The sequence below is a fragment of the Saccharothrix lopnurensis genome (assembly GCF_042658445.1).
In the GTDB taxonomy this organism is placed as follows: domain Bacteria; phylum Actinomycetota; class Actinomycetes; order Mycobacteriales; family Pseudonocardiaceae; genus Actinosynnema; species Actinosynnema lopnurensis.
This window is the reverse complement of the sequence record NZ_JBHSQO010000015.1, coordinates 35,334-54,247: the sequence shown is the minus strand read 5'-3', so window position 1 is coordinate 54,247 and position 18,914 is coordinate 35,334. Positions and strand designations below refer to the sequence as shown.

The following is an 18,914-nucleotide window of genomic DNA, read 5'->3' as shown; positions in this document are numbered from 1 at the left end:
TCAGGAGTCGTAGCCACCGACGGTGCTGCCGGCCCGGTCGATCTGCGACAGCAGCTTCGCGACCGAGGGCGCCAGCGCCGACCGGTCCAGCGAGCCGAGCGCGTCGAGGGAGACCCCGGTCAGGTCCACCAGACCGGTTTCGGCCCTGACCTCGAACTCGTTCACGTGCCGTCCTTTCCAAGCCACCCGTCCGGTGGCGAGGCACCACCGTATCCAACTGTCGGTCCGTCGTTCGCGATTTGTTACACCCCGAAGCGCAAGCCGCGATCCCCCGGGTGGGGCCCTCGCCCTTGGTCGCGCCGCTCCGGAACCTTCGGCACCCGGAGCAGTATCAACGCACCGCGGCCGCCGGCGGCGCTGTGGGTACACGCGTCGACCACACGATCGGGTGGAGTGCCGGCCTGGGGCGACCGGCGGCGACTACGTCAAGTCGAAGGATCGTTCGGCGAACATGCTCTTGATAATCGTTCTCATCTTCAGGTAAGTATGGGTCCTCACCCGCACGAGTGAAGGACGCACATGATCACCGCAGGATTGGCTTCGGTCACCTTCCGGGGCAGGACGGTCGAGGAGGTCGTCGACCTCGCCGCCGGGGCCGGGTTGGGGGTGGTCGAGTGGGGCGCCGACGTCCACGTGCCGCCCGGCGACCCGGTCGGGGCCGCCCGCGCCGCCCGGTTGTGCCGCGAGCGCGGTCTGACCGTGGGCACCTACGGCTCCTACTACAAGGCCGGTGACAGCGACCCCGCCGACTTCGACCGCGCGCTGGCCGCCGCCGGGGCGTTGGGCGCGCCGCGGATCCGGGTGTGGGCCGGGGTGCGCGGTTCGGCCGAGACCGGTCCGGCGGAGCGCGAGGCCATCACCGACGACCTGCGGCGGTGCGCCCGCCTGGCGGCCGAGGGCGGGGTCGCGGTGACCGTCGAGCACCACGTCTCCTCGCTGACCGACACGCTCGACTCCGCCCTCCGGCTGCGGCGCGACGTGCCCGGACTGGTCGGCCACTGGCAGCCCCGGGAGGAGCCCGACGTGCGGGAGTGCCTGGCCGAGGTGACCGCCCTGCTGCCCGGGTTGGCCGCGGTGCACGCGTTCTCGTGGGGGGCGGACGGCTTCACCGAGCGCCTGCCGCTGGCCGACCGCGCCGACCTGTGGCGGCCGGTCCTCGCCCTGCTCGCCGGGGACGACGCCGAGCGGCACGTGCTGCTGGAGTTCGTCCGGGACGACGACCCCGACGCGTTCCGCCGCGACGCCGCCACCCTGCTCTCCTGGGTCGGTGAGGTCGCGTGAAGCTCGTCGCGCCGGCCGCCGCCGGACTGCTGCTCCTCTCCGCCTGCGCCACCGCCTCGCCGCAGGCGGAGGACACCGTCGTGACCTCGGTCGTGCGCGCCGCCGAACCGCTCACCGCCTCGCTGACCGTGACCGATCCGCACGGGCAGCGGGTCACCCTGGCCGAGCCGCCCGAGCGCATCGTCTGCCTCAACGGCCTGTGCGACGACCTCGTGGTCGACCTCGGGCTGACGCCGGTGGGCACCAGCAACCCCGCGCTGATCACCCACCCGGCGCTGCTCGGCGACGCGGGCGCGGCCGTGCCCGTCGTGCCCGGCACGTTCGGCAGCGAGGACGTGGAGGCGATCGCCGGGCTCGAACCGGACCTGGTCATCGGGCTGCCCGGGGTGCACGACGCGCTCCGCCCCGCGATCGAGGGGTTCGCCCCGCTGTGGCTGGCCGAGCCCGCCACCTGGGAGGAGTCCGTCGGCTACCTGCGCGCCCTGGGCGCGCTCACCGGCCGCACCGACGAGGCCGTGCGCGCCGAGGAGACCTTCCGCGGCCACCTCGCCGACGCCGTCGCCCGGACCCGCGACAGCGGCCAGGCGGCCAGGAAGGTCCTGCTGGTGTACGGCAGCGTGGACGCCATCGGGGTGGACACCGCCTCCTCGCTCAAGGGCCACCTGCTGGACCAGCTGTTCGACTACCCCTTCCCCGCCAAGGGCGGCGACACCGACACCGCCTCCAACTACAGCGTGGAGGAGCTGCTGGCCCGGCAACCGGACGTGGTGTTCGTGTACTCGCTGCTGTTCTCGTCCGAGGACAGGACGCTGAGCAGCCAGTTGGCCGACAACCCCGTGTGGCGGCAGGTGCCGGCGGTGGCGTCGGGGCAGGTGCACGAGGTGCACGCCAAGCTGTGGGGCGCCGGGCGCGGGCTGCGCAGCCTCACCGCGGTGGTGGACGAGGCGCTGGCCGAGGTCCCGGCTTGAGGTCGCTGACGGCCGTCGCGGTCGTCGTCGTGCTGTTGTCGCTGGCGCTCGGGCAGCCGGTGGTGTGGTTCCCCGCGACCGAGCTGGAGCACGTGCTGGTGTGGCAGTTGCGCGCGCCCCGGCTGCTGCTCGGCGCGGTCGCCGGGGCGTGCCTGGGCGTGGCGGGGCTGCTGTTGCAGACGTCGTTGCGCAACCCGCTGGCCGTGCCCGAGCTGCTGGGCGTGGCCGGCGGGGCCGCGGCGGCGGTGGGGACCTGCGTGGCGTTCGGGGTGACCGTGGTCGGCGCGCCGTTGACGCCCGCCCTGGTCGGGGCGCTGGTCGGCGGCGGGGTGACGCTGCTGGCGGTGCGCGGGGCGACCTCGCCGGCCGCGGTGCTGCTGATCGGCGCGGCGGTCAGCTCGGCGTGCCAGGCGGTGATGCTCGCCGCCACCGCCGCGACCGACTCGCGCGAGCAGGGGGTGCTGGTCCGCTACCTGCTCGGGTCGCTGACCGGGACGACGTGGCCGACGCTCGGCCCGGTCGCGGTGGGGCTGGCGCTCGCGGTGCCCGCGGTGGTGCTGGTGCTGCCCCGGGTCCGGCTGCTGCGGCTGGGCGACGAGGAGGCGTGGTCGGCCGGGCTGCGGCCGGGACGGGCGCGGGTGGCCGTGCTCGCGGTGGCCTCGCTGCTGGTCGCTGTGGTGGTCGGTCCCGCCGGGCCGGTCGCGTGGGTCGGGTTCTTCGCGCCGCGGCTGGCCGAGCGCCTGACCGCGGGGTCGGCCACGGCGGCGACCGGGGTCGCGGCGACCGCCTTCCTGGGCGCCCTGCTCGTGGTCGCGGCCGACCTGGTGGCGCGGACCGCCCTCTACCCGGTCGAACTGCCGGTGGGCGGGTTGACCGCGTTCGCGGCGGTCGCCGTCGGCCTGCTGGTCCGGGGGCGGACCCGGTCGGGACGGGTGGGTGCGCGGTGACGCGCCCGGGTGCTCCGCTGGTGCTCGGCGGGCTGGCGGTGCTGCTGCTGGCCGCCGCGCTGGCGCACCTCGGCATCGGGGCCACCGGGGCGACGCTCGGCGCGCTGTTCGGCGACGACGAGCGCGCCCGCGCCGTCGTGCTGGAGCTGCGCGCGCCGCGGCTGCTGGTCGGGCTGTGCGCGGGGGCGTGCCTGGGCGTCTCGGGCGCGCTGCTCCAGGCGGGGGTGCGCAACCAGCTGGCCTCGCCGGAGATCACCGGTGTCGGGTCGGGCGCGGTGCTGGGCGCGGTGGTCGCGTCGGTCGTCGGCGGCGCCGCCGCGCAGCCCGTGCCGATGGCCGCCGCCGCGCTGGTGGGCGGTGTGGTCGGCGGCGGGGTGCTGTGGGTGGTGGTCGGGACCTCCGGCGACGTCGCGGTGCGCGGCGTGGTGGTGTCGGCGGTGCTGGTCGGCACGACGCTGCTGCTGCTCACCGCGCGGCCGCAGCTGGCCGGGGCGGTGTCGCGGTGGCTGCTGGGCTCGCTGGTCGGCCGGACCTGGGAGCACCTGGCGCCGCTGTGGCCGGTGCTGGTGGCCGTGCTGGTCGTCGCGACGGCGCTGGGCGGTGTGCTGGACGTGCTGGCCGTGGACGACGACCACGCGCACGCGGTGGGCCTGGCGGTCGTGCCGTGGCGCAGCGCGGTGCTGCTGCTCGCCGCGGTGGCGACGTCGGCGGCGGTCGCGGCGGTGGGCGCGACCGCGTTCGTCGGGCTGCTCGCCCCGCACGCCGCGCGGTGGCTGGTCGGGCCGGTGCACCGCTGGGCGGTGCCCGCGTCCGCGCTGACCGGGGCGGTCTCGGTGGCGGCGGCAGACGCGGTGGGGCAGCTCGTGGGGGTGCCGGCGGGGGCGATCACCGCCCTGATCGGCGCGGTGGTGCTGGTGGTGGTCGCGCGGAGGACGGGAGGGATCGGGTGACAGCGCTGCGTGCCGAAGGGGTGCACGTGCGGTTCGGTGGGCACGTCGTGCTCAGGGGGGTGGACCTGGCCGTGGAGCCGGGGGAGTGGGTGAGCCTGCTGGGGCGCAACGGCAGCGGCAAGACCACGCTGCTGAGGGTGCTCGCGGGACTGCTGCGCCCGACCGGGGGGACCGTCCACACAGGTCCGGACCCGCTGGGGTCGTTGTCGCGCCGGGAGGTGGCCCGCCGCCTGGCGGTGCTGCCGCAGGCGACGCCCGTGGTGCGCGGGCTGACCGTGCGGCAGTTCGTGCGCCAGGGCCGGTACGCGGCCCGCGGTGCGCTCGGGATGCTCGGCGACACCGACGACGACCAGGTGCGGGAGGCGTTGCGCTGCACCGGGGTCGCGCGGTGGGCCGACGTGCCGCTGGAGCGGCTGTCCGGTGGTCAGCGGCAACGGGTGCGGCTCGCGCTCGCCCTGGCCCAGGACGCCCCGGTGCTGCTGCTCGACGAGCCGACGACGTTCCTGGACGTGCGCCACCAGATCGACGTGCTGGAGCTCGTCCGCGCCCTGCAACGGGAACGCGGCCTCACCGTCGTCGCGGTCCTGCACGACCTGGCCCAGGCGGCGCGCTACTCCGACCGCCTGGTGGCCCTGCTCGACGGCCTGGTGCACGTCGACGGCGCGCCGGCCGAGGTGGTGGACGCGGCGTTGCTGAAGGACGTCTACGGCGTGTCCGGCGAAGTGCGCTGGATCACCACCGGGAAAGTATTGAAAATGGTTGTCATTCCAGATTAGGTTGGTGGAGGTCGAACGACCGAGCCCGGTCACCCGGGCACCCGACAGAGAGGAGACGTCCGATGGACCAGGTCTTCGTGAACGTCGAGGCCGAGCGCCTGCTGCCGCACAACTCCGCCAGCCACAGCAACGCGCTGGTCGAGAACCCGTTCGACGGCAACGACGACGAGTGACACACCCCGGGGCCGCCCGTTCGGGCGGCCCCGGGCCCTCGACCCAGGAGGCGGACGCGTGGAAACCCTCAAGCCGGGCACGGCGCTGTTCACCGGGCCCTCCGGCGCGGTGCTGCGGGACGCGACCGGCGAGCTGTTCGCCGTCGCCCTGCCGGACGAGACCGTCGAGGCGGTCCGGGCGGCGCTGACCGGCGACGCGCCCGCACCGCCCGAGCTCGCGGCGTTCGCCCGCGCCGGGCACCTGGGCCGCCGCGCCGCCTGGCCCGGGGACCGGCGCGTGGTCGCGGTGCTCGACACCGCCGGCGGCCCCGACGACGAACTGGTCCGCGCGCTGGACCTGGCCGGGGCGAAGGTGGTCGTGGTGCCGCCCGACCCGGCCGCCGTGCTGGCCCTCGCGCCCGCCGCGCTGTGCGCGTGGCACGACGGCCCCGCGCCGGAGCACTGGCTGGAGCTGGACGTGCTCGCCGGGCACGGCATCGCCTGGCAGCGCGTCAGCCGCGAGGGCAGGCACGTGCTGCTCGAACCCCTCGGCGTGTCCCACCGCGACGTCCGGCTGCGCCGGCTCGCCGCGGCCGGCTCCGGGCACGGGCACCTGCGCGCCTACTGGGCGGGCACCCGGGTCGTCACCGGCGACGAGGCGCCCGACGCGGTCGAGCGCCGGCTGGTCGCCGCCCTCGCGGTGAAGGACCTGACCCGCCGGCTCGCCGGCGCGACCGGCGCCGGCGGCCCGCTGACCCCGGCCGGCGTCCCGGCCGACCGGCGGCTGCGCGTGCTCGACCTCGACACCGGCGCGATCGCCGACCACCCGGTGCTCCCCGTGCCCGACAGTGCGCCGTGAACTGACCGTGGCGGGGCTCGCGCACACCCTCGTCACGGCCGACCGACCCGGCCCGGTGGTGCTCATCCGCACCCCCTACGGCCGCCACCACCACCTGCCCGAGGCCGACGCGTGGGCGCGGCGCGGCTTCCACTGCGCGGTCGGCGACGTGCGCGGCAGGCACGGTTCGCCCGGCGCGTTCCACCCCTACCGGCACGAGGCCGAGGACGGCGCGGCCGTCGTGGACCACCTGGTGGGCCTGGGCTACGACCGGGTCATCACCGCCGGCGCCTCCTACGCCGCCCACTGCGCGGTCGTGGCCGCCGCCGCCCGGCCCGCGCACGTCGCCGGGGTGCTGGCCGCCGTGCCCGCGCTCGGCCTGGGCGAGACCGCCCGCGAACCGGGCGGCGCGGCGCGGCTCGCGTGCCGGGTCGGCTGGTGGGGCGAGCACGTCTCCCCGACGCGGAACCACGACCTCCGGCACACCCCCGTGGTCGACGCCGTGGACGGGTGGGACGAGCTGTGGTCCGCGCCCCGGCGCACCGCCGGGCTGTGGGACGCGCTGCCCGGCCTGACCATGCCGCTGCTGGCCGTCGGCGGGCTGCGCGATCCGTTCGCCGCCGACACCGAGGAGCTCGCGCGGTGCTGGGGCGGCCCCACCCGGCTGGTCCTCGGGCCCTGGGGCCACGAGCTGGACGCGCCCGCGCCCGGCGCCGCGCTCGCGGGCCGCCGAGTCGGCGCGCTCTACGTCGCCTGGGCCCGCGCGCTGGGGAAGCTGGGCGGTGACAAGGCTTTCCTCTTCGCGGACGGGTGGCGCCGCCACACCCCGGCCGGCCGACGGGTCCCGCTGCGCGTCGCGCGCGGGGAGTTCCGTGCCGACCCCGACGACCCGTTCCGCTCCGCGGCGCCCGGCGCCCGGGTGGCCGACCCCCGGTGCGCGCTGCTGACCGCCGACCTGCCGCCCGGCGAGCTGCGCGGCCGCGCCACCGTCACCCTGGACGTGGTCGCGGACGTCCCGGACGCCGACTGGGTGGTGCGGCTGTCCCACGACGGGGTCCACGAGGCGCACGCCGTGCACCGCGTGGCGCACGAACCCGGCGTGCCCCGCACCGTCACCCTCGACCTGCCGCCGGTCGGCCTCGCGGTCACCGGGCCGCTGCGCCTGGAGGTCGCGGGCCACCACTGGCCCCGCCACGCCCGCAACCCGCACACCGGCGAGGACCCCGTGCGCGCCACCGCGCTGCGGCCCAGCCGGCGCGGGGTCCGCGCGGCGACCGCCGACCTGCCCTGGCACCACCGGGGCGCGGACGCCGTGCCCGCCACCGCCCTACCCGAGGAGATCGCATCGTGACCGCGCCGCTGCTGGTGGACCCGCTGACCGGGATCGTGCGCAGGCTCGTCGACGTCGCGCCGGTGCCCGGGGTGCCGCGCCGCTACCGGGCCGTCACCGCCGAGGTCGCCGACGCCCGCCGGCTCGGCACGTGGCCCGCCGACCGGGTCAGCCTGGGCACCACGTTCGGCGACGTGGACGCGGCCCGCGCCGCGGCGGTCGGCGAGGCGGTGGAGCGCTACTGCGGCAACCGCGTCCCGCCCGGCCTGCGCACCGCGACCGCCGGCGAGCTGCGCGCCGCGGGCGTCCGCCACTTCGGCCCCGACGACCTGCCGTTCTTCGCCGCCTGGCAGCACGAGCAGCCCGGCTTCCCCTACCGGCCCTTCACCGACGACGTGCCGATCGCCTGGGCGGAGGGCGAGGAGGACGGCGAGCCGTGCCTGCTGCCCGCGTCCTGGGCCTACCTGAACTACCACTCCGGCGCGCGTCGCCGCGAACCCCGCCTGCACCACCTCAACTACGCGGGCATCGCCACGGGCGTCAGCGCCGAGGACGCGTTCACCCGCGCCCTGCTGGAGCTGGTCGAGCGCGACGCCCTGGAGCGCTGGTGGCACCTCGGCGCGCCGACCGCCGGCATCGCGGTCGAGGACGTGCCCGGCCTGGCCGCCGAACTGGCCGGGTGCCCGCTGGAGGTCCACCTGGTGGAGCTGCCCACCGAGCACCCCGTGTCGTGCGTGGCCGCGGTCGTGGTCGACCCGGCCACCGGGATCGTCGCGGGCGGCGGCGCGGCGCGGTTCGACCCGGTGGAGGCGTGCGCGAAGGCCGTGCTGGAGGCCGTCCACACGTGGGTGTTCACCCAGGGGCTGCTGGAACCCGACGGCTGGGTGTTCCAGGCCATCGCCGCCGGCGTCCTGGCCGAGGGCCTGTACCTGGACCACCGCCCCGACCGCTCGTACCGGGACGCGGCGGGGGAGCGGTACTCGCGCGTGCGGGACCTGGGCGCGCAGGTGCAGGTGTGGCTCGACCCGCGCGTGCAGGCCGAGCTGCTGCACCGCTTCACCAGGCCGTCCCGGGTGGTCTCGCCGGAGCGCCGCGGCGACCTGGCGGACCTGCGCGCGGGCCTGGCCGGGCAGCGCGTCGCCACCGTCGACCTGACCACGCCGGACGTGGCCGAGGCCGGGTTGAGCGTGGTGCGCGTCTGCGCCACCGGCCTGGTGCCCAACGCCCCCGGCGCGTTCCGCTACCTCGGCCTGCCCCGCTGGGGCGACACCTCGACCCTGGTCCTCGACCCGCCGCCGTTCCTGTGATCCCGCTGCCGGACCCCGCGCCGGACCTGGCCGTGCCGTTGGGGCAGGTCTTGCTGACCCGCCGGTCCCGCTACACCTACCGGCCGTTGGGCCTCGGGGTGCTGAGCACGCTGCTGCGCTACGCGGTGGGCGTGCAGCGGCGCGTGCCGCCGCACGTGCTGGGCACCAACCCGACCGCGGGTGGCCTGCCGTCGCTGCGGGTGCACGTGGTGGTGGACGGCGGGCTGCACGAGTACCACCGCGAGCCGCACGCGCTGGAGGAGGTGGGACCGGTCGAGCTGGACGGGGTGTTCGCGCAGCCGGAGTTCGCCTCGCGCGCCCGCACCGTGGTCGTGCTGAGCGGGCGGATGGGGCCGGGGCTGGCCAAGTACGGGGCGCGCCACCACCGCACGGTGCTGCTGGACGCGGGGATCGCGGTGCAGAACCTGTACCTGGTGGGGACGGCGCTGGAGCTGAGGTGCTGCGCGGTGGTCGGGTTCTCCGAGGAGGTGGTGCGGGGGATGGTCGGCGAGGTGCCGCTGGTGTTGTTCGTGGTGGGCTAGGGTTTCCGGGTGCACCGCAAGCCGGCCCTGACGTTCTCGGGCGCCCTGCGCATCCTGGGCAGGCACGACTCCGGCGTGGTCGCCGCGCTGGACAAGGCGTTGGGCGGCGCGGTCCTGGCCGCGGGGACGGGCGTGGTGCTGCCCGCCGCGCTGTGGGGCTGGGTCGACCAGAAGAACGAGGCGGTTCGGCTGCTGGGCGGGCTGGTCGGCGGGTTGTCCGACCGGTTGGCCGGGGTGCGGGGGTTGGAGCGCCGGGAGGCGATCCTGGCCGCCCACACCACCCTCGTGGCGGCGGCGTTCTTCGAGGTGCTGGAGGAGACGCTCGGCCGGGCGATGCGCGACCTGGCCATCACCGAGGAGGAGCGGCGGTTCCTCGTCACCGGCGACCGCACGCGCACCGCGCTGGAGTACCACGAGACGCTGTACCGCTCGGAAGTCCCCGCTCCGTCACCCTCGTGCGGCTTCCAGGAGAACCTGCGACGCGTCGTCGACTGGCTCGTCGTCATGACGAACCGGGTGGACCTCTTCATCGGCGACCTGGTCACCGAACGAAGGCTCACCGTGCGCTTCGGGAACGACTTCCGCCGCCGGGCCCTCAGCCGCTACGAGTCGCACTACCTGCGGTTGGCCCAGAACGTGCCGGAGTTCGTCTTCTGGGCCGTTCTCGGGGAACACGCCGCCACCCGGCACCGCATCGACGCCTTGGGCGCGGACCTGCGAGCCGCTCTGGACAGCCGAGACCAGGCCCTGTCGAAGGTCTCGACCTTGCTGGCGCTGGTGTCCGGGCGCGCGGACATCGGCCGCCACCGGGAAGGGCTGCACAGGGCGAACACGGGCGTGCTCGATCGGCCCGTCGTGCCCGGTGACGCCGAGCGGTACGACACCGAGATCACCTTCCCGACCACCGAACGGGCCTTCGTCACACCGCATTACCGGATCGCCACGCACGACCGGAAGGCGCAGCCCGCCGATGAGAACTGGTGGTCGGATCGGGCGGTCCTGAGGGACCTGGAGGTGATGATCGCCGTCTACCTCACCTCCGCGGACGCCACCAGGGCGCCGATGGTGGTCCTCGGCCACCCCGGCGCGGGCAAGTCGCTCCTCACCAAGGTGCTCGCCGCCCGACTGCCGCCCGAGGAGTACACCGTGGTCCGGGTCCCGCTGCGCAACGTCGCGGCCGGTGCGCCGATCATCGACCAGGTCCAGCAGGCCCTGGACGCGGCCACCAACAACCGGGTGAGGTGGCACGAGGTCACCGACGACAGCGCGGACACCGTGCTGGTCGTCCTGCTCGACGGGCTGGACGAACTGCTCCAGGCCGCCGCCTTCGACCGCAGCGGCTACCTCCGGGAGGTCATGGAGTTCCAGCGCATCGAGGAGGAGCAGAACCGGCCGGTCGCCGTGGTGGTCACGTCGCGGACGGTCGTCGCCGATCGCGTCGACATCCCGCACGGCTCGCCGGTCGTCAAGTTGGAGGAGTTCACCGACGACCAGGTCACCGCCTGGCTGGACGAGTGGCGGGCCGCCAACGCGGCGGCGATCCAGGCCGGCCTGGTGCGCCCCCTGACCTCGGGTGAAGCGCTCCACCAGCGCGACCTGGCCCGTCAGCCGCTGCTGCTGCTCATGCTCGCGCTCTACGCGGCAGACCCCCGGTCGCCGAAGCTGGATGCCGGCCTGTCGACCTCGGCGCTGTACGAGCGGATCTTCGACAACTTCGCGCGGCGCGAGGTGCGCAAGCGCGCGGGCACCCGGCTGCGCGAGGACGAGGTGGAGCGCCGGGTGGACGACCAGGTGTTCCGCTTGTCGGTCGCGGCGCTGGCGATGTTCAACCGGGGCGTGCAGCACGCGCGGGAGGTCGAGGTGCGCGCGGACCTCGCCGGGCTCACCGGCCGGACCGACCTGTCCGACGACGCCGGCACGCGCCTGCTGGGGGAGTTCTTCTTCGTGCACGCGCCGGAGGCGGTGCTCCGGGGCAGGGAGCGGTCCTACGAGTTCCTGCACGCCACGTTCGGCGAGTACCTGGTGGCCCTGCACGTGGTGAGCGAGCTGGCCGCCCTGGCGAACGCGGCTTACGGGGGCCGCTACGGGGACCGCCCGCTGGACGACGAGGTGCTGTTCGCGCTGCTGTCCCACCAGGTCTGGGCGGCTCGACCCTCGATCACCGAGTTCGCGGCGGCGATCTTCGGGACCATGCCGGACGAGGAACGGCGCAACGTCCGACGCGCCCTCGAAGAACTCCTCCGGTCATACCGGCAGCGGAGGCGTTCCGCCCGGTTCGACGGTTACCGGCCGACGCCGCTGGACCTCGTCCGGCAGGTGGCGGTGTACTCGGCGAACCTGACCACCCTGGCGACCTGGTGCGGGGACCCGGCCACCGGTCTCGACCTGGTCGGCCCGTTCGGCGACGACCAGGGGGAGGCGCTGGGGAACTGGCGGTCCGCCTTGTTCCTGTGGCGCTCCGGCCTCGACCCCGACAGCTGGCAGGCCCTGCTGTTCTCGCTCAACACCGACGGGACGACCTTGAGCCCGACGCGACCGGCCGTGCCTTCCGGGAAAGCGGGGGTGGACGAGTACTGGCTGGCCAGGATCGGCGCCGACCCGGTGCACGCCGCACGGGTCCAGCGTGGCATGGGGCTGGTCGACGATCACATCTTCCTCGAACGGGGCTCGGGGTGGACCGACCACATGCTGACCTGGATCGTGCCCGTCCTGGTGTCGCCGCGGAAGGTGTCGACCTCGTTGCTCGTGGACCCGCCCGGGAACGCCTCCACCGAGGACCTCCAGGAGGTGGGTAGGGCGCTGTCGCTGTTGCTGAGGATTCGCGGGAGGACCTTGGGCAAGGAATTCACCCTCCGGGCGGTCAAGAGCCTGGCCGAGTACCCGGTTCCCTTCGGGATCGACATGAGGACCGTGCTGACGGTTGCCCACCTGTACCCGGAGATCCTCCTGGCGGAGCCCCGGTGGCAGAACCGCGCCTTCTACGGGAGCCTGGGACCGGCACTGCACGTCATCGTGGACCGGGCCGAGAGGCTGCTCGGCCCGCAGCCGCTCCCGGAGTGGGACGAGGTGCGGGCCCGGCTCTTGAGCGAGAACGTGCCGATGCCCCCGTCGAGCGACACCTTCGCGGACCTCTTCCTCCACTTCGACTAACCCGCCGCCCGGCGCAGCGTCGGCGTCACCCACGCCAGCGCCACCCCCACCGCCAGCACCGCCGCCCCCGCCGCCAGCCCGGCCCGCGGTCCACCCGCCATCGCCACCCCACCCGCCAGCGCCGCCCCCAGCGGCTGACCGACCCCCCACGACAGCATCCGCGCGGTCGTGTTCACCCGCGACTGCAACTCCGCCGGGCACACCTGCTGCCGGTAGGTGATGGCGTTGAGCACCACCGTCGAGTGCGCCGTCCCCCACGCCACCGCCGCGCCGGCCGCCGCCAGCCAGTGCGTGCTCAGCAGCGCCGACACCGCGCACAGCAGCGACACCGGCAACGCGCCCAGCGCCAACCGCGCCCCGCCCCACCGCCGCGACAGCACCGGCACCAGCTTCGACGCGCCCAGCGCGCCCAACCCCCAGCAGCTGAACAGCACGGCCAGCCGCACGTCACCGCTCGGCGCCACCCCCAGCACCCGGTCCGCCCACGGCACCAGCACCGCCACCCACGCCCCGGCCGCGGCCGAGTGCGTGGCGCCCACCAGCGTCAACGTGCGCACGATCGGCTGCCCCCACAGGAACCGCAGGCCCACCCCGATGTCGCGGACCAGCGGCGGGCGGTGCTCCCGGGGCGCGGACAGCGCGCCGGTGATCGCGCGGACCAGCGCCGCCGAGCCCACGGCGGCCACCGCGTGCACCGCGATCAGCCCGGCGGGCGCGGTCACCGCCACCAGCAGGCCCGCCAGCGGCGGCACCGCGAGCTCCGCCAGCGTGGTGCGGCCGTAGAGCTTGGCGTAGGCGTCGGTCAGCGCCTGCTTGCCCACCAGCGACGGCAGCGCGCCGAAGTTGGCCGCGTCGAAGAACACGAACGCGGTCTGCGCGGCGAACGCCACCGCGACCACGTGCGGCGCGGTGAGCGCGTCCAGCCACCACGCCACCGGTACGGTCAGCAGCACTCCCGCCGTGGCCAGGTCGAGGCCGACCATGAGCCGCTTGCGGTCGACCCGGTCCGCCCACGCGCCCGCGACCAGGCCGAACAGCAGGTAGGGGAGGGCTTCGGCCATCGCCACCGCCGACGTCCAGCCGGCCGAGCCGGTCAGCCGGTAGACGAGCACGGGCAGGGCGACGACGGACACCAGGCTGCCCGCGACGGACAGCAGTCGGGCGGTGAGGTAGCGGTTGAAGTCGCGCGTCGGCGCTTCGCGGGTGATCGTCACCCAGATATGGTAATGAATGCCATGTTCAGATAGTGGCCGGGGCGGTGGAATTCGCCCACCCGGACGTCGGCCGCGGGACGTCGGCCGCCGGACGTCAGCCGCCGCCCGGCTGTCCGGTGAAGACCTGCGCGTACCGCTCCAGGTTGGCGTTGGGGTGCAGCACGGCGTGCAGGCTCAGCGCGTGCACGTCCCGCCGGACCCGGTGCAGCACCGGGTCCTCGCCCTCCAGCACGTCGACCGCGTCCTTGGCCCGCAGGCACGCCTCGACCAGGTCCTGCCGCACCCACGCCCGCTCCCGGGGCGTCCACGTGCTCCCGGTGAGCACCTTCGCGTCGACCACCGAGGCGGCGCGGTTCGCGTGCAGCTCCGAGTCGTCGGCGAGCACGGTCGCCTCCCGGGTGCGCGGGCCGTCGGTCGCGAGCCGCAGCGCCGCGCGGACCAGGCCGATCGCCGGGCCGCTGACCGTCGCGCACGCGGCCGGCGTGTAGGGGGCGCGGAACAGCGCCCGCGCCGCGGCCGGGTCGCCCTCCAGCAGCGGCGACAGCGGCAGGACGCGGTCGGCGGGCACGAACACGTCCCTGGCCAGCGTGGTGACGCCGCCCGTGGCGCGCAGGCCGGTGGTGTGCCAGTCGTCCACCACCTCCAGGTCGGCCACCGGCAGCGCCAGCACCACCGGCTCCCGGTGCGGGGCCAGCAGCGCGGCGTTGGTGGCCCAGTCGCACTGCGGCGCGCCCGTGGTGAACGCCCACCGCCCGTTGACCAGCACGCCGCCGGGCACGGGCGCGGCGGTGGCGGTCGGGCTGAGGATGCCGGTGATCCGCGCGTCCGGCTTGGCGAAGACCTCCTGCCGCACGTGCTCGGGGAACCGGCCGGCCACCCACGTCGAGACCGCCCACACCGCCGCCGTCCACGCCGCCGACCCGTCGCCGCGGGCCAGTTCGGCGACCACCCGCAGCACCGCGCCCAGGTCGGCCTCGTGGCCGCCGTGCCCGGCGGGGGCGCGCAGGCGGAACACGCCCGCGTCGGCCATGGCCTCCAGCGCCTCGTCGTGCAGGCGGCGGTGCCGTTCGCCCCAGGCGGCGCGGGCGTGCAGCACCGGCACGATCGCGGCGGCCCGCCGGACGAGTTCGTCCACCGCAGCCTCCCCCGGTTGTCGCGTTGGCCTCCCACCTTGGCGTGGGCCGCGCCACCCGGCAAGCACGGAATAGCGCGGGCTCGGGTACGGTTGAGCGAGTTAGTTGAAAGCGCAACTACTTGAGGAGTGGTCATGCAGTTCGGTGTCTTCACCGTCGGCGACGTGACGCCCGACCCCACCACGGGGCGGACGCCGACCGAGGCCGAGCGCATCAAGGCGATGGTCGCGATCGCGCTGAAGGCCGAGGAGGTCGGTCTCGACGTGTTCGCGACCGGCGAGCACCACAACCGCCCGTTCGTGCCGTCCTCGCCGACCACCATGCTCGGCTGGATCGCGGCCCGCACCGAGCGGCTGGTCCTGTCCACCGCCACCACCCTGATCACCACCAACGACCCGGTGAAGATCGCGGAGGACTACGCGATGCTCCAGCACCTGGCCGACGGCCGGGTGGACCTGATGATGGGCCGCGGCAACACCGCGCCCGTCTACCCCTGGTTCGGCAAGGACATCCGCGACGGCATCGACCTCGCCATCGAGAACTACGCGCTGCTGCACCGGTTGTGGCGGGAGGACGTCGTGGACTGGCAGGGCAAGCACCGCACGCCGCTCCAGTCGTTCACCTCGACGCCGCGCCCGCTCGACGACGTGCCGCCGTTCGTCTGGCACGGGTCGATCCGCAGCCCGCAGATCGCCGAGCAGGCCGCCTACTACGGCGACGGCTTCTTCGCCAACCACATCTTCTGGCCCAAGGAGCACTTCCAGCGGCTGATCGCGTTCTACCGGGAGCGCTACGAGCACCACGGGCACGGCGGCGCGCACCAGGCGATCGTCGGCCTGGGCGGTCAGGTGTTCATGCGCCGCAACTCCCAGGACGCGGTGCGCGAGTTCCGGCCGTACTTCGACAACGCGCCGGTGTACGGGCACGGGCCGTCGCTGGAGGAGTTCACCGAGCAGACGCCGCTGACCGTCGGCAGCCCGCAGGAGGTCGTCGAGAAGACCCTGACCTTCCGCGAGCACTTCGGCGACTACCAGCGGCAGCTGTTCCTGATGGACCACGCCGGGCTGCCGCTGAAGACGGTGCTGGAGCAGCTGGACCTGCTGGGCGAGATCGTGCCGACGCTGCGTCGCGAGTTCGCGATCGGCCGGCCCGCCGACGTGCCGGACGCGCCCACCCACGCCTCGCTGGTCGGGGCCCGCACCGGGAAGGCGGACGCGCGATGACGACGCTGGCGGTCGTGCACGCGGGCCTCGGCTCGCCGTCGTCCAGCGAACTGCTGGCCGGTCGGCTCGCCGGCGCGGTGGCGGCCCGGTTGCCGGGGGCGGAGGTGCGCACGGTGCACCTCCGCGACCTGGCCCGGGACGTGGCCGACAACCTCGTCACCGGGTTCCCGGGGCCGAGGCTGCGCGCGGCGGTGGAGGACGTCGTCGGCGCGGACGGGCTGATCGCGGTGACGCCGACGTTCAACGCGTCCTACAGCGGGCTGTTCAAGTCCTTCGTGGACGTGCTGGAACCGGGGTCGCTGGTTGGGAAGCCGGTGCTGCTCGGGGCGACCGGCGGGACCGAGCGGCACTCCCTGGTGCTGGACCACGCCCTCCGGCCGCTGTTCGCCCACCTGCGGGCGGTTGTCGTGCCGACCGGGGTGTACGCGGCCTCGTCGGACTGGGGCGCGGAGGGGCTGCCGGCCCGGGTCGAGCGGGCCGGCGGCGAGCTGGCCGACCTGCTGGCCGGACGTCCGGCGGCGGCCGGGCCCGAGGTGGACTTCGTGCCGTTCGACCGGCTGCTGGCCGAGCGGTGAGGTGGCGGTGACGGCCCGTGGCGGTGACGGTCCGTGGCGGTGACGGTCCGTGCCCGGGTTGGCTCATGCCCTCCCCGCGACTCGCGCTAACGGGCGCGGGCCGCCAACGGCCACCAGACGGCCGGTTGCAGCACGGCCAGCGCCGCGGCGAACGGCGCGAGCGCCCACGCGCCCAGGCCCTGGGCGAGCGTGCCGGCCAGCCAGGGCAGGGCCGCGCCGCCCACCACCGAACCGGCGTTCACCACGCCGATGGCGGCGGGCGCGAGCCGGTCGCCGGCCAGTCGCGGCACGAGCGCCATCGTGGTCGGGAACACCGGGCCGAGGAAGAAACCCGGCAGCACCAGGCCGGCCACCGCCGCGCCGGGCAGCGACCAGGCGGCCGAGGCGGCGGCGACACCGGCCAGGCAGGCGGTCATCAGGCCGGTGTCGGTCAGCCCCACGCGCGCGGCCAGTGGGCTGATCAGGAAGCGGCCCAGGGTCAGCCCCAGCCAGTAGCCGCCGACCGCGTACCCGGCGAGCTGGTCGGGCAGGCCGCGCGCGTCGACCAGGTGGCTGAACGCCCAGGTGCCGACGCCGAGCTCCAGTCCCACGTAGACGGTCAGCAGGACGGCTGCCGACCGCACCCCGCGCTGCCGCAGCGTGGTCCTGGCCAGGCCGCCCGGGGTGCGTTCCCGGGTCGCGCGCGGCGTCGGCGACCGGGGGTTCGCCACCAGGAAGCCCAGCACCAGCGGCACGCCGGCCAGGCCGAGCACCAACCAGACCGCGGGCCACGGCGCGTGCGCCAGGACCCGGGTGGCCAGGACGGGACCCGGCAGGGCGCCGACGCCGAAGAACGCGTGCAGGCGGTTGAGCAGCGAGGTGGCCCCGGGCAGGGTGGCGAGCTGGGCGTTGAGGACCGACTCCAGCAGGCCCGTGGCGCAGCCGACGGCCAGTTGGAGCAGGACCGGCACCGCGAACGCGGGGCGCGCGGCCGTGACCAGGGCGGTGAGGGTGTGGAGCGCGCCGCCGGCGACGAGCGCGGCGCGGTAGCCGAACCGCTGGACCGGCGCGCCCGCGGTGGCGCCGGCGACCACGAAACCGGCGGAGCCGGTGAAGAAGGTGAGGCCGATGGTGGCGCGGTCCACGCCGTAATCGCGGAGCTGTTCGACCAGCAGCACACCGCCCGCGCCGGTGCCGAGACCGATGAGCGTGAACGCCGAGCAGGCGAGGGGCGCCACGGGTCGACGCACGGGCAACCTCCCGCCGGGGGAATCCCGCCAGGGTAGTGGAATACCCTTGCGCGGCTCACGTGATAATGGGAACGGACATTTCCGGTTGGTCGTCCTGTCGTGTTTCGTCGCTTTTCGGGGCGCGCCCGGTGAATCGGGCGGACCGGTGCGGAAAGGCGTTCGCGCGGCCTCGCTCACCTGGTGGGAGCCGCGAACGGGTGATCAGGCCACGACACCGGGTGGTTTCCACCCCGTGGGACGGAGGGGTGTGCCCGGGACGGGGATGCGGTGCCCGGTGTGGGAGACTGCGCCCCATGGCTCCTCTTCGCTTCGCCCTGCCCAACAAGGGTTCGTTGAGTGCTCCCGCGGCGCAAATGCTGGCGGAAGCGGGCTACCGGGTGAACAGGTCCGGCCGTGAGCTGATCGTGGCGGACCCGGCAAATGATGTGCAGTTCTTTTTCCTGCGGCCCCGGGACATCGCGGTGTACGTGGGGGAGGGGTCGTTGGACGTCGGCATCACCGGCCGCGACCTGCTGCTGGATTCGACGGTGTCCGCGAAGGAGATCCTGCCGCTGGGCTTCGGGCGGGCGAAGTTCTACTTCGCGTCCAAGCCCGGCACCATCGACGACGCGGCGGGCCTGGCGGGCAAGCGGATCGCGACCAGCTACCCGAACCTGGTCGAGCAGCACCTGGACGACCTGGGCGTGAAGGCGCACCTGGTGCGGCTGGACGGCGCGGTCGAGACGGCCGTGGAGCTGGGCGTGGCCGACGCGATCGCCGACGTGGTGGAGACCGGCATCACGCTGAAGACCTCGGGCCTGGAGACGTTCGGCTCGCCGATCCTCAAGTCGGAGGCGGTGCTGGTCCAGGGCGACACCGTCGCCGACACGCCGGGCTCGGTGCGCGCGGTCGAGATCCTGCACCGGCGGCTCCAGGGCGTCCTCATCGCCCGCCGCTACGTGATCCTCGACTTCGACTGCCCGGCGGAGGCGCAGGAGGAGGCGTTCAAGCTGGTGCCCGGCATCGAGTCGCCCACCGTCTCGCCGCTGGCCCGCGAGGGCTGGGTCGCGGTGCGCTCCCTGGTCCCGCGCGACGACGCCCCGTTCATCATGGACGAACTGTGGCGCGTGGGCGCCCGCGCCATCCTGGTGAGCTCCCTGGACACCTGCCGCATCTAACCCCCCGCGAGTCGTACGCTCAGACCCCGCGAGTCGTACGCTCAGGACCCTCGTGTCGTACGTTCAGGACCCCCGAACTCCACGTTCACGCGCACTTCGGTGTGTGCGAACGTGGAGTTCGTCGTTCTGAACGCTGAATTCG

Annotated in this window: 18 protein-coding genes; 14 read left to right on the top strand and 4 right to left on the bottom strand. The window is 74.9% G+C overall.

The annotated features are described in order from the left end of the window. Positions 1-165 (bottom strand): hypothetical protein, encoded by a 165-nt coding sequence (locus ACFP3R_RS17025; RefSeq protein ID WP_380637188.1) that lies wholly within the window; start codon positions 163-165, stop codon positions 1-3. Between the two features lie 354 nt (positions 166-519). Here ACFP3R_RS17025 and ACFP3R_RS17020 point away from each other — a divergent pair, with 354 nt between their 5' ends. From ACFP3R_RS17020 to ACFP3R_RS16970, 11 genes are all read left to right on the top strand, one after another. Continuing rightward, complete coding sequence (locus ACFP3R_RS17020; RefSeq protein ID WP_380637187.1) at positions 520-1,281, top strand: sugar phosphate isomerase/epimerase family protein; 762 nt, start codon at positions 520-522, stop codon at positions 1,279-1,281. Beyond that, complete coding sequence (locus ACFP3R_RS17015; RefSeq protein ID WP_380637186.1) at positions 1,278-2,249, top strand: ABC transporter substrate-binding protein; 972 nt, start codon at positions 1,278-1,280, stop codon at positions 2,247-2,249. Before ACFP3R_RS17020 ends, ACFP3R_RS17015 begins: the two co-directional genes overlap by 4 nt. Further along, entirely contained in the window at positions 2,246-3,196 is a 951-nt protein-coding gene (locus tag ACFP3R_RS17010; RefSeq protein ID WP_380637185.1) for a FecCD family ABC transporter permease, read from the top strand. Before ACFP3R_RS17015 ends, ACFP3R_RS17010 begins: the two co-directional genes overlap by 4 nt. Next, complete coding sequence (locus ACFP3R_RS17005) at positions 3,193-4,146, top strand: FecCD family ABC transporter permease (RefSeq protein ID WP_380637184.1); 954 nt, start codon at positions 3,193-3,195, stop codon at positions 4,144-4,146. The genes ACFP3R_RS17010 and ACFP3R_RS17005 overlap by 4 nt, the downstream gene beginning before the upstream one ends. Beyond that, positions 4,143-4,922 carry an ABC transporter ATP-binding protein gene (locus ACFP3R_RS17000; RefSeq protein WP_380637183.1) on the top strand — a complete coding sequence of 260 codons (780 nt, stop codon included), beginning with the start codon at positions 4,143-4,145 and terminating at the stop codon, positions 4,920-4,922. The genes ACFP3R_RS17005 and ACFP3R_RS17000 overlap by 4 nt, the downstream gene beginning before the upstream one ends. 62 nt (positions 4,923-4,984) lie before the next feature. Continuing rightward, positions 4,985-5,095 carry a streptamidine family RiPP gene (gene amiA / locus ACFP3R_RS16995; RefSeq protein WP_380637182.1) on the top strand — a complete coding sequence of 37 codons (111 nt, stop codon included), beginning with the start codon at positions 4,985-4,987 and terminating at the stop codon, positions 5,093-5,095. 58 nt (positions 5,096-5,153) lie between these two features. Continuing rightward, the gene (locus ACFP3R_RS16990; protein WP_380637181.1) at positions 5,154-5,933 is read left to right on the top strand and encodes a hypothetical protein; all 780 of its coding nucleotides are present in this window, start codon (positions 5,154-5,156) and stop codon (positions 5,931-5,933) included. After that, positions 5,923-7,263 carry a CocE/NonD family hydrolase gene (locus ACFP3R_RS16985; protein ID WP_380637180.1) on the top strand — a complete coding sequence of 447 codons (1,341 nt, stop codon included), beginning with the start codon at positions 5,923-5,925 and terminating at the stop codon, positions 7,261-7,263. The genes ACFP3R_RS16990 and ACFP3R_RS16985 overlap by 11 nt, the downstream gene beginning before the upstream one ends. Beyond that, positions 7,260-8,549 carry a YcaO-like family protein gene (locus ACFP3R_RS16980; protein WP_380637179.1) on the top strand — a complete coding sequence of 430 codons (1,290 nt, stop codon included), beginning with the start codon at positions 7,260-7,262 and terminating at the stop codon, positions 8,547-8,549. The genes ACFP3R_RS16985 and ACFP3R_RS16980 overlap by 4 nt, the downstream gene beginning before the upstream one ends. Beyond that, positions 8,546-9,091 carry a SagB/ThcOx family dehydrogenase gene (locus ACFP3R_RS16975; RefSeq protein ID WP_380637178.1) on the top strand — a complete coding sequence of 182 codons (546 nt, stop codon included), beginning with the start codon at positions 8,546-8,548 and terminating at the stop codon, positions 9,089-9,091. The genes ACFP3R_RS16980 and ACFP3R_RS16975 overlap by 4 nt, the downstream gene beginning before the upstream one ends. Positions 9,092-9,100: 9 nt before the next feature. Then, complete coding sequence (locus tag ACFP3R_RS16970) at positions 9,101-12,241, top strand: NACHT domain-containing protein (RefSeq protein ID WP_380637177.1); 3,141 nt, start codon at positions 9,101-9,103, stop codon at positions 12,239-12,241. Here ACFP3R_RS16970 and ACFP3R_RS16965 read toward each other — a convergent pair. Together ACFP3R_RS16965 and ACFP3R_RS16960 are read right to left on the bottom strand one after the other, a co-directional pair. Then, positions 12,238-13,455, bottom strand: a complete 1,218-nt coding sequence (locus ACFP3R_RS16965) for an MFS transporter (protein ID WP_380637176.1) — start codon at positions 13,453-13,455, stop codon at positions 12,238-12,240. The two genes, ACFP3R_RS16970 and ACFP3R_RS16965, sit on opposite strands and share 4 nt — an antisense overlap. Positions 13,456-13,549: 94 nt before the next feature. Further along, positions 13,550-14,590 carry an acyl-CoA dehydrogenase family protein gene (locus tag ACFP3R_RS16960; RefSeq protein WP_380637175.1) on the bottom strand — a complete coding sequence of 347 codons (1,041 nt, stop codon included), beginning with the start codon at positions 14,588-14,590 and terminating at the stop codon, positions 13,550-13,552. Positions 14,591-14,722: 132 nt separating this feature from the next. On the opposite strand from ACFP3R_RS16960, the gene ACFP3R_RS16955 reads away from it, so the two are divergent. Together ACFP3R_RS16955 and ACFP3R_RS16950 are read left to right on the top strand one after the other, a co-directional pair. Continuing rightward, positions 14,723-15,811, top strand: a complete 1,089-nt coding sequence (locus ACFP3R_RS16955; protein ID WP_380637174.1) for an LLM class flavin-dependent oxidoreductase — start codon at positions 14,723-14,725, stop codon at positions 15,809-15,811. Next, positions 15,808-16,386, top strand: a complete 579-nt coding sequence (locus ACFP3R_RS16950; protein WP_380637173.1) for an FMN reductase — start codon at positions 15,808-15,810, stop codon at positions 16,384-16,386. The genes ACFP3R_RS16955 and ACFP3R_RS16950 overlap by 4 nt, the downstream gene beginning before the upstream one ends. A gap of 86 nt (positions 16,387-16,472) precedes the next feature. On the opposite strand, the gene ACFP3R_RS16945 is transcribed toward ACFP3R_RS16950, so the two are convergent. Continuing rightward, entirely contained in the window at positions 16,473-17,615 is a 1,143-nt protein-coding gene (locus ACFP3R_RS16945) for an MFS transporter (protein WP_380637172.1), read from the bottom strand. Between the two features lie 293 nt (positions 17,616-17,908). Between ACFP3R_RS16945 and hisG the strand changes: the two genes are divergently transcribed. Next, complete coding sequence (hisG, locus tag ACFP3R_RS16940; protein WP_380637171.1) at positions 17,909-18,772, top strand: ATP phosphoribosyltransferase; 864 nt, start codon at positions 17,909-17,911, stop codon at positions 18,770-18,772. Positions 18,773-18,914 lie beyond the last annotated feature (142 nt).